Origin of the sequence: Streptomyces sp. NPDC058291, from assembly GCF_042880855.1 — a bacterium.
Lineage (GTDB): Bacteria > Actinomycetota > Actinomycetes > Streptomycetales > Streptomycetaceae > Streptomyces.
Window position 1 is genome coordinate 23,255 of the sequence record NZ_JBHVYK010000084.1, and the last position, 10,102, is coordinate 33,356.

At 70.9% G+C, this 10,102-nt stretch carries 10 protein-coding genes and 1 riboswitch; of the genes, 8 read left to right on the forward strand and 2 right to left on the reverse strand.

All coding sequences use genetic code 11. The features are described 5' to 3' along the window. The first annotated feature begins 38 nt into the window (after window positions 1–38). The 6 genes from ACFVYK_RS30825 to ACFVYK_RS30850 all read left to right on the forward strand — a co-directional run bounded on the left by ACFVYK_RS30825 (window position 39) and on the right by ACFVYK_RS30850 (window position 5,978). Entirely contained in the window at window positions 39–1,100 is a 1,062-nt protein-coding gene (locus ACFVYK_RS30825; protein WP_389779686.1) for a transglycosylase family protein, read from the forward strand. Between the two features lie 205 nt (window positions 1,101–1,305). Continuing rightward, window positions 1,306–1,489: riboswitch (cyclic di-AMP (ydaO/yuaA leader) on the forward strand. Window positions 1,490–1,492: 3 nt separating this feature from the next. Beyond that, window positions 1,493–2,215 carry a transglycosylase family protein gene (locus ACFVYK_RS30830; RefSeq protein WP_389779688.1) on the forward strand — a complete coding sequence of 241 codons (723 nt, stop codon included), beginning with the start codon at window positions 1,493–1,495 and terminating at the stop codon, window positions 2,213–2,215. A gap of 340 nt (window positions 2,216–2,555) precedes the next feature. Next, on the forward strand, window positions 2,556–3,842 hold the full coding sequence (gene eno, locus ACFVYK_RS30835) for a phosphopyruvate hydratase (protein ID WP_389779690.1): 1,287 nt from the start codon (window positions 2,556–2,558) through the stop codon (window positions 3,840–3,842). A 118-nt stretch (window positions 3,843–3,960) separates the two neighbouring features. Beyond that, the gene (locus ACFVYK_RS30840; RefSeq protein WP_389779691.1) at window positions 3,961–4,437 is read left to right on the forward strand and encodes a septum formation initiator family protein; all 477 of its coding nucleotides are present in this window, start codon (window positions 3,961–3,963) and stop codon (window positions 4,435–4,437) included. Window positions 4,438–4,458: 21 nt separating this feature from the next. After that, a complete protein-coding gene (locus ACFVYK_RS30845) occupies window positions 4,459–5,031 on the forward strand; it encodes a DUF501 domain-containing protein (protein ID WP_389779693.1) in 573 nt (190 codons plus the stop codon). After that, window positions 5,028–5,978, forward strand: coding sequence for an exopolyphosphatase (locus tag ACFVYK_RS30850; protein WP_389779694.1), 951 nt, complete (start codon window positions 5,028–5,030; stop codon window positions 5,976–5,978). The genes ACFVYK_RS30845 and ACFVYK_RS30850 overlap by 4 nt, the downstream gene beginning before the upstream one ends. A gap of 73 nt (window positions 5,979–6,051) precedes the next feature. On the opposite strand, the gene ACFVYK_RS30855 is transcribed toward ACFVYK_RS30850, so the two are convergent. Together ACFVYK_RS30855 and ACFVYK_RS30860 are read right to left on the reverse strand one after the other, a co-directional pair. Next, window positions 6,052–6,321, reverse strand: coding sequence for a type II toxin-antitoxin system RelE/ParE family toxin (locus tag ACFVYK_RS30855; protein WP_389779696.1), 270 nt, complete (start codon window positions 6,319–6,321; stop codon window positions 6,052–6,054). Further along, window positions 6,318–6,590, reverse strand: a complete 273-nt coding sequence (locus tag ACFVYK_RS30860; RefSeq protein WP_389779698.1) for a type II toxin-antitoxin system Phd/YefM family antitoxin — start codon at window positions 6,588–6,590, stop codon at window positions 6,318–6,320. Before ACFVYK_RS30860 ends, ACFVYK_RS30855 begins: the two co-directional genes overlap by 4 nt. 545 nt (window positions 6,591–7,135) lie before the next feature. On the opposite strand from ACFVYK_RS30860, the gene ACFVYK_RS30865 reads away from it, so the two are divergent. Both ACFVYK_RS30865 and ACFVYK_RS30870 read left to right on the forward strand, forming a co-directional pair. Beyond that, the gene (locus tag ACFVYK_RS30865) at window positions 7,136–8,545 is read left to right on the forward strand and encodes an NAD(P)/FAD-dependent oxidoreductase (RefSeq protein WP_389779700.1); all 1,410 of its coding nucleotides are present in this window, start codon (window positions 7,136–7,138) and stop codon (window positions 8,543–8,545) included. A 230-nt stretch (window positions 8,546–8,775) separates the two neighbouring features. Continuing rightward, window positions 8,776–10,065, forward strand: a complete 1,290-nt coding sequence (locus ACFVYK_RS30870) for a class I SAM-dependent methyltransferase (RefSeq protein WP_389779702.1) — start codon at window positions 8,776–8,778, stop codon at window positions 10,063–10,065. The last annotated feature ends 37 nt before the right edge of the window (window positions 10,066–10,102 follow it).

Consider the following 10,102-nt stretch of genomic DNA (forward strand, 5'->3'; position numbering starts at 1 on the left):
GCCGCGCCGGTACTGCTGTCCAGAGAAAGGCCCCTCGCATGCTCTCCGGGAACGGTCGACACCGTCGCCCCCGTCAGGCTCCGGCCCTCCTCGTCGCGGCCGGAGTGACCGGCTCCGCCATCGCCATCCCGCTGCTGGCCGCCTCCGGCGCGAGCGCAGCCGACGGCACGGTGTGGGACAAGGTGGCGCAGTGCGAGACCGGTGGCTCGTGGAGCGCCGACAAGGGCGGCGGCGAGTACGGAGGCCTGAGTCTCAGCCAGCAGGACTGGGAGGCGTACGGAGGGCTCGACTACGCGGCCAGGCCCGATCTGGCCAGCCGCAACCAGCAGATCGCGGTGGCGCAGAAGGTGCTCGCGGCCGACGGCGTCGGCGCGTGGGGGACCTGCGGGCTGACCTCCGGCCTCACCAAGGACAACGGCGCGCTGGACGTGGACACGGGCCTCGCGGACGGCTCCTCCGGCTCGTCCTCCTCCGGACTGTCCGACCTCACCAAGGGGCTGTCGGGGTCCTCGGGCCCGTCGTCCTCCCCGGACCCGTCGGGCTCCTCCGACGCGTCGGGCGACGGTCCGTCCGCCTCGACGGGATCGTCCGACTCGTCCGCCGATCCCTCTGGTTCGCCCTCGGGGTCCCCTTCGTCCTCTTCGCCCTCTTCCTCCGCCGCCGCGGACGACTCCATCGGCTCCGGTGCGGGCAAGGGCTCGGCCGACGCGGGCGGCGGACGGGCGGCCGACGGCTCGCCCACGGTCACCCCGGAAGCGGACGACTCGGACAAGTCGGGCCAGGAAGTGGGCTCTTGGAGCCTCGTCGACACCGGCTCCCTCGGCTCCGGCCGGCACCGCGGGTCCACCGCCGAGGAGAGCACGACCAAGGGCGTCACGGACCTTTCGACGAACGGAGTCGCCACCGTCGCCACCGCCGGCGGCGGCCGGCACGCCGCGGCCACCTACGTCGTCCGGGAGGGCGACTCGCTCGTCTCCATCGCCGACTCCCTTGGCCTCGACGGCGGATGGCGCGCCCTCTATGCCGAGAACAAGGACCTCATCGGCGGCGACCCGAGCGACATCACCCCCGGTCAGACCCTCGACACAGGGGTCCAATAGGGCGCAAAACCCGGTAAAAACAGCGGGAGTTCACGTCACGCTTCGCGCCGAATGTCCGGTTTGGTGAAAGTGTGGGATGAGTCTCAGAAGCCCTGATCGTCTTTGAAATTCGGCGGATCACGTGTCTACGGTCGAGGCCGCTCGGCAACCCGAGCCCCGGTCGTCGCAACGCCGAATCCTGCCAGTGGCGGCCCGGGAACAGTCGTCGCGTCAAGCGCCGTAGGCAGGAGCGGGGGACCCAAGGTAAGCGCCGGCGCCGGCTGTCGAGGCTGGTCCGGCTTGGGGTGAAGTCACCCCTCCAGGGAGCACGGCTCCCACGGAGGAGTGACCGGGCAACTCACACGGCCCGAACCCGACAGCTCACCTCGTAGGCGTCGGTGAGGGGATCCACCATGCTGTTTTCCGCCAAGGGCAAGCACCGTCGTCCGTCCAAGGCCACCCGCGCCGCCGCTCTGGCCGGCGTCACCGGTGTCGCCATCGCCGCTCCGCTGATGGCGGCCGGCAACGCCTCCGCCGCCACCACCTCCGAGTGGGACACGGTCGCCCAGTGCGAGTCCGGCGGCAACTGGTCCATCAACACCGGCAACGGCTACTACGGCGGCCTGCAGTTCTCCGCCTCGACCTGGGCCGCGTACGGCGGCACGCAGTACGCCGCGCAGGCCAACCAGGCCTCCAAGTCGCAGCAGATCGCCGTCGCCGAGAAGGTGCTCGCCTCCCAGGGCAAGGGCGCCTGGCCGGTCTGCGGCACGGGCCTGTCCGGCGCCGCCTACAACAGCAGCAGCGCCGACTCCTCCAGCTCCTCGGGCTCCAACTCCTCCGGCTCCTCGGGCTCCTCCAGCTCGTCGAACAGCGGCAGCAGCACCCGCTCGACGGAGAAGCAGAGCGCCTCCCGCTCCACCGACCGCCCGGCGGCCTCCAAGACGGTCACCACCCCGACCGGCGAGAAGGTCAAGAAGGGCGACGGCGAGTACAAGGTCGTCAAGGGCGACACGCTCAGCTCCATCGCCGAGAAGCACAAGGTCAAGGGCGGCTGGCACAAGCTGTTCGAGCTGAACAAGGACATCGTCGAGGACGCGAACCTCATCTTCCCGGGGCAGCAGCTGCACCTGAAGTGACACCCGGCTCCCCGAGAGACCACAGCGCCCTCACAACCGAGGTCGGCACACTGAAGACCTCGTGAGGGTCGCCCCCCGTCCCCACGGGCTCCCCGCTCCGGTGCGTGTTCCCCCGTACGCACCGGAGCGGGGTTTCTCTTTGCTCGTTCGCCGTCCCCCGGCAACTTTCTCGGCCACCCCCTTTGTTCCGGGCGTGAACAATAGGTACGGTCTGTCTGTCCACGGGACGGTCGGTCGGCTGCCGACGGCCCGGGGGCGGTTAGGCTCTAGTCGCAAGGCTCATCCGAGGCCGTCCTGGCCCGCGGGCCCCGCACAACCAGCGTCACATCCCAAGAAGGAGATGCTCGTGCCGTCCATCGACGTCGTCGTAGCCCGGGAAATCCTGGACTCCCGAGGCAACCCCACGGTCGAGGTCGAGGTCGGCCTCGACGACGGCAGCACGGGTCGTGCCGCCGTTCCGTCCGGCGCTTCCACCGGCGCCTTCGAGGCCATCGAGCTCCGCGACGGCGACCCCAACCGTTACCACGGCAAGGGCGTCGAGAAGGCCGTCCTCGCCGTCATCGAGCAGATCGGCCCGGAGCTCGTCGGCTACGACGCCACCGAGCAGCGGCTGATCGACCAGGCCATGTTCGACCTGGACGCCACCGACAACAAGGGCTCGCTCGGCGCCAACGCCATCCTCGGCGTCTCCCTCGCCGTCGCCCACGCCGCCTCCGAGGCCAGCGACCTCCCGCTCTTCCGCTACCTGGGCGGCCCCAACGCGCACCTGCTGCCGGTGCCGATGATGAACATCCTGAACGGCGGTTCGCACGCCGACTCCAACGTGGACATCCAGGAGTTCATGATCGCTCCCGTGGGCGCGGAGTCCTTCTCCGAGGCCCTGCGCTGGGGCACCGAGGTCTACCACACGCTGAAGAAGGTCCTGAAGGGCAAGGGCCTGTCCACCGGCCTCGGCGACGAGGGCGGCTTCGCCCCGAACCTCGGCTCCAACCGTGAGGCCCTCGACCTCATCCTCGAGGCCATCAAGGAAGCCGGCTACGCGCCGGGCGAGCAGATCGCGCTCGCGCTCGACGTCGCCGCGTCCGAGTTCTACAAGGACGGCAGGTACGAGTTCGAGGGCAAGTCCCGCTCGGCCGCCGAGATGACGGAGTACTACGAGGAGCTCGTGGCGGCCTACCCGCTCGTCTCCATCGAGGACCCGCTGTTCGAGGACGACTGGGCCGGCTGGAAGGTGCTCACCGACAAGCTGGGCGACAAGGTGCAGATCGTCGGCGACGACCTGTTCGTCACCAACCCCGAGCGCCTCGCCCGCGGTATCGAGGAGGGCGCGGCGAACGCCCTGCTCGTCAAGGTGAACCAGATCGGCTCGCTCACCGAGACCCTGGACGCCGTCGAGCTCGCGCAGCGCAGCGGCTTCAAGTGCATGATGTCGCACCGCTCCGGCGAGACCGAGGACGTCACCATCGCCGACCTCGCCGTCGCCACCAACTGCGGCCAGATCAAGACCGGCGCCCCGGCCCGCTCCGAGCGCGTCGCCAAGTACAACCAGCTGCTGCGCATCGAGGAGATCCTCGACGACGCCGCGGTGTACGCAGGCCGCAGCGCCTTCCCGCGGTTCAAGGGCTGATCCTCGGACCAGGGGCTGCCCCTTACCGGGGCAAGCCCTAGCCAGTCGTACGTACGTCCCCGTACTCGGTCCCGTACCGTGTGCGGGGACGTACGCACGTGACGGGGAGGCGGAGCACATGGCCGTGAAGGACCGGGACCGGTTCTCCACCGCGACCAGGATCAAGCTGCTCGGCGAGCAGACCGCGGCCCGGGTCTACCGTTCCCAGACGAAGCGTCAGGCCCGCCGCTCCCGGCTCACCGGGCGCGCGGCCCTGCTGGCGCTCGTCCTGTGCACGCTGATCGTCGCCCTGGCCTACCCGATGCGCCAGTACGTCTCCCAGCGCGCGGAGGTCGCCGACCTGCAGCGCGAGAAGCAGCAGGCCAGCGAGCGCGTGCAGCAGCTACGCGACCTCAAGGCGCGCTGGCAGGACGACGCCTACGCCGAGCAGCAGATCCGGCAGCGGCTGCACTACGTCCTGCCGGGGGAGACCGGCTACATCGTCATCGACCCGGACGCGGCCCGGCAGTCCCGGGCCCGGCTCGGGGCGACCGACCGCCCCTGGTACGCGAACGTCTGGGACGGGGTCGACTCGTCGGACGCCTCCGGCCAGTGACCGACCGATAGAAAGACAGGCATGGAAACACCCCCGCCGACCACCCCGCGCACCGAGCCCGCCGAAGCGGACGTCGAGGCCTTCAAGCAGCAGCTCGGACGCCCGCCGCGCGGCCTGCGCGCGATCGCGCACCGTTGCCCGTGCGGACAGCCGGACGTCGTCGAGACGGCGCCGCGCCTGCCCGACGGCACGCCCTTCCCGACGCTGTACTACCTGACGTGCCCGAAGGCCAACTCGGCGATCGGCACGCTGGAGGCGAACGGCGTGATGAAGGAGATGACCGAGCGGCTGCAGAGCGACCCCGAGCTCGCCGCCTCCTACCGGGCCGCGCACGAGGACTACGTCCGGCGCCGGGACGCGATCGAGGAGCTGAAGAACTTCCCCAGCGCGGGCGGCATGCCGGACCGGGTCAAGTGCCTGCACGTGCTCGTGGCGCACTCCCTGGCGGCGGGCCCGGGCGTGAACCCGCTCGGCGACGAGGCGCTGGCGATGCTCCCCGAGTGGTGGCGCAAGGGCGCCTGCGTGACGCTCGCGACGGACTCCGCGGCCTGTGGGACGGACTCGTCGGCCCCCGCGACGGGGGACGGGCGGTGACGCGGGTCGCCGCCGTCGACTGCGGCACGAACTCCATCCGGCTGCTCGTCGCCGACGCCGACCCGCGGACCGGGGAACTCGTCGACCTGGAGCGCCGCATGACGATCGTCCGGCTCGGCCAGGGCGTCGACCGCACCGGCCGGCTCGCCCCCGAGGCGCTGGAGCGGACCTTCGCCGCCTGCCGGGAGTACGCGGCCGTCGTCAAGGAGCTCGGCGCGCAGCGGCTCCGCTTCGTCGCCACCTCAGCCTCCCGGGACGCGGAGAACCGGGACGCGTTCGTGCGCGGGGTGCTGGACATCCTGGGCGTCGAGCCCGAGGTCGTCACCGGCGAGCAGGAGGCCGAGTTCTCCTTCACCGGGGCCACGAAGGAGCTCACCGGCCGCGACGACCTGGCCAGGCCCTATCTGGTGGTCGACATCGGCGGCGGCTCGACCGAGTTCGTCGTCGGCGACGACCGGGTGCGCGCCGCCTGTTCCGTCGACGTGGGCTGCGTGCGGATGACCGAGCGGCACCTGGTCGTGGACGGGACGGTCACCGACCCGCCCACCGAGCGCCAGATCGCGGCCATGCGCGCCGACGTCGAGGCCGCCCTCGACCTCGCCGAGCGCACGGTCCCGCTGCGCGAGGCGCGCACCCTGGTCGGCCTGGCCGGCTCGGTCACCACGGTCGCGGCGATCGCCCAGGGGCTGCCCGAGTACGACTCGGCGGCCATCCACCACTCGCGCGTCTCGCGCGAGCAGGTCGGCGAGATCACCGGGCGGCTGCTGCGCTCCACGCACGCCGAGCGCGCCGCGATCGGCGCGATGCACCCGGGCCGGGTAGACGTGATCGGGGCGGGCGCGCTGGTCCTGCTGGCGATCATGGAGCGGGTCGGGGCCCAGGAGGTCGTCGTGAGCGAGCACGACATCCTCGACGGGATCGCGTTCCACACGGCACTCAAGTCGTGATGATGCGGTAAGTGGCGATCCTCGGTGGAGTCGGGTGGCTCAAGGCACGCGGGCCCGTGAGGACCCGCGTGCCTCACCGGTTGCGGTAGATGTCGCGCCGGTTGCCCACCTTGACGACGAGGATGACGAGTTCACCGTCGTCCACCTGGTAAGCGACCCGGTAGTTGCCGACCCGGAGCCGGTAGAGCCCCGATGTGCCGGTGAGTTTCTTGACGTCGGCACCCTCGCGGTACGGGTCGTCGCCGAGCGCGGTCAGCGCGGTCAGGATGCGCATGGCGTCGAGCCGAGCGAGGTCCCTCAGTTGCCGCTGCGCCGCCGTGGTGAACCGGAACGCGTACTTCACGCGGCGCCTTCACCGTGCTCGGTGAACAGATCTGCCAGCAGCTCGGCCATGGTCACGGTGGGGCCGTTCTCGGCCAGGACCGCTTCGGCCTCTCGGGCCAACATGACGTCGGCCGCCTCTTCCAGGGCTTCGAAGTCCGCGATCGGCACCACCGCCGCCACCGGAGTGCCGTTGCGAGTGATGATCGTCGGGGTGCCTTCCTCGGCCAGGTTGATGCGGTCCGCGAGATGGGCGCGGGCTTCCCGTACGGTCACGGTGTCCTCGGTCATGACGTCAGTGTACGCGCATACGTGTACACGCGGCCGGGATGAGTCGCGTTCGTGGGACATCCTCGACGGCGTCGCGTGGTCGGTCGTCTAACGGGCGTCCGACCCGCCCGGTGCACTCTGCTGAGCAGGCAGGATGCCCGGATGAGCACGGCCGGGGGGCCCTTCGGGGCCCCTCGGGCGCGTTCTCGCGGCACCCCGTCGGAAAAGTTCGTGAAGTTCTTCACAAGGAATTCGGTCCTCCCGGAGGAAGCGGGCCTCCCCGTTGACCCTTCCGGGGGTCGAACTGCCGTGTGAACGTGTTCAAAACAGGCGCGCACGGACGTATCGCGAGTGTCTCGCGAGGCGTCGGCCCGGGGCCCTCACGGAGCCCTCCGGGACCCGGAGAGGCAGCTCACGCGGCATTGACAACGTCAGGCCCTACACGCTGGTTCCCGTCTCGCGCCATGATGTGGATCACGCGAGCGGCGGAGGATAGCACACACCCTCGGCAAGCTTGTGAAGGGGCGCACGAGCGACCCCCCTCGAGCGGGTGGATACTCGATGGCATGAGCACCACGGAGCGTCCCAGGATCCTCGTAGTAGGCGGTGGGTACGTAGGCCTGTACGCAGCTCGGCGCATCCTCAAGAAGATGCGCTACGGCGAGGCGACCGTCACGGTCGTCGACCCCCGGTCGTACATGACCTACCAGCCCTTCCTCCCCGAAACCGCCGCCGGCAACATCTCCCCGCGCCACGTCGTCGTCCCGCTGCGACGCGTGCTGCCCAAGGCGGAGGTTCTCACCGGCCGGGTGACCACCATCGACCAGGACCGCAAGGTCGCCACGATCGCCCCCCTCGTGGGCGAGGCGTACGAGCTGCCTTTCGACTACCTGGTGATCGCCCTCGGCGCGGTCTCCCGCACCTTCCCGATCCCCGGCCTCGCCGAGCAGGGCATCGGCATGAAGGGCGTCGAGGAGGCCATCGGCCTGCGCAACCACGTCCTCGAGCAGCTCGACAAGGCCGACTCCACGACCGACGAGGAGATCCGCCGCAAGGCGCTCACCTTCGTCTTCATCGGCGGCGGGTTCGCCGGCGCGGAGACCATCGGCGAGGTCGAGGACCTGGCCCGCGACGCGGCCAAGTACTACAAGACGGTGTCCCGCGAGGACATGCGCTTCATCCTGGTCGACGCCGCGGACAAGATCCTGCCCGAGGTCGGCCCCAAGCTCGGCCAGTACGGCAAGCAGCACCTGGAGAGCCGGGGCGTGGAGATCTACCTCTCCACCTCCATGGACTCCTGCGTCGACGGCCACGTCGTGCTGAAGAACGGGCTGGAGGTCGACTCCAGCACCATCGTGTGGACGGCCGGCGTCAAGCCCAACCCGGTCCTGGCCCGCTACGGCCTGCCGCTGGGCCCGCGCGGTCACGTGGACACGGCGCCCACCCTCCAGGTGCAGGGCACCGACTACATCTGGGCCGCCGGCGACAACGCCCAGGTCCCCGACGTCGCCGCCCGCAAGGCCGGCGTCGAGAACGCCTGGTGCCCGCCGAACGCACAGCACGCGCTGCGTCAGGCCAAGGTCCTCGGCGACAACGTGATCTCCGGCATGCGGGGCTTCCCGCAGAAGGAGTACGCGCACTCCAACAAGGGTGCGGTGGCGGGCCTCGGCCTCCACAAGGGCGTCGCGATGATCGTCATGGGCAAGATGAAGATCAAGCTCAAGGGCCGCCTCGCCTGGTACATGCACCGTGGCTACCACGGCATGGCGATGCCGACCTGGAACCGCAAGATCCGCGTCTTCGCCGACTGGACCCTCGGCATGTTCCTCAAGCGCGAGGTCGTGGCGCTCGGCGCGCTGGAGTCCCCGCGCGAGGAGTTCTACGAGGCCGCGAAGCCGGCCCCGGTCGCCGCGAAGCCGGCCGCCGAGAAGCCGGCCGCCGAGAAGGCCGAGAACGAGAAGGCCAAGGCCTCCTGACCCCCGGTCACCCGACCGTGGCCCGGTGGGCCCGCGGTCACTGAGACACCCCGAAGGGGCCGTCCGCCATCCGTGGTGCGGACGGCCCCTTCGGCGTGCCCCGCTGACGACGGATGCCGTGTGCAGGTATTTTGCCCAGCCGTGACGGCCGCGCGGGACTGGACAGCCCTCCCCGTCGTGTTTACGTGGTGTCAGGACATTCCGGGATCACCGTCACGGAGGTGTGCATCATGGCTGACGTCGCGCCGCGGCTCCATGCCCTCGCCGAACAGTTGCTGGGAGCCCCGTTCCCGGTGCGCGTCCGCACCTGGGACGGTTCGCAGGCGGGCCCGCCCGGCGCGCCGACCCTGGTCGTACGCAACCGCAGGGCCCTGCGCCGGCTGCTGTTCAAGCCCGGCGAACTGGGCCTGGCCCGCGCGTGGGTGGCCGGCGACGTGGACGTCGAGGGGGACCTGTACACCGCCCTCGACCTGCTCTCCGGGCTGCTGTGGGAGCGCGGAGAGGACGCCCGCACCCTCGCCCAGGCCCTGCGCGACCCCGAGTTCCGCGCCGCGGCCCGCGGGCTGCTGAGGCTCGCAGGCCCCCCGCTGCCGCCCGCCCCGCCCCGCGAGGAGATCCGCCGCACCGGGCACCTGCACACCCGCCGCACCGACAGACGCGCCGTCAGCCACCACTACGACGTCGGCAACGACTTCTACGCACTCGTCCTCGGCCCGTCCATGGTGTACTCCTGCGCCTACTGGGAGTCCCCGGACGGAGCCCTGGAGGACGCCCAGCGCGACAAGCTCGAACTCGTCTGCCGCAAACTGGACCTGAGCCCCGGTCAGCGCCTGCTGGACGTCGGCTGCGGCTGGGGGTCCATGGCGATCCACGCGGCCCGCGAGCACGGCGCGCACGTCGTCGGGATCACCCTCTCCCGGGAGCAGGCCGCCTACGCCCGCAAGCGCGTCGCCGACGCCGGACTCACCGACAAGGTCGAGATCCGCGTCCAGGACTACCGGGACGTCGCCGACGGCCCGTTCGACGCGGTCTCCTCCATCGGCATGGCGGAACACGTCGGCTCGGACCAGTACCTGGAGTACGCGCACGTCCTGTTCGCCCTGCTGAAGCCGGGCGGCCGGCTGCTCAACCACCAGATCGCCCGTCGTCCGCAGCGCGACGAGTCCGCCTACGACGTGGACGCCTTCATCGACGCCTACGTCTTCCCCGACGGCGAACTCGCCCCCGTCGGCGCCACGGTCGGCCACCTCGAACGCGCCGGCTTCGAGGTCCGCGACCTGGAGTCGATCCGCGAGCACTACGGCCTCACCCTGCGCCGCTGGGTGGCCCGGCTGGAGGACGGCTGGGACCGGGCCGTCCGCCTCACCGGGCCCGGCCGGGCCCGGGTCTGGCGGCTCTACATGGCCGCCTCCGCCGTCGCCTTCGAACGCAACCGCATCGGCGTCAACCAGGTCCTGGCGGTCCGCACCCCCGACTCGGGCGACTCCGGGATGCCGTGGCGCTCGCGCGCATGGAACTGACCCGGCACGAGCGCGGGGCCCCACGCCGTCCTCCCGG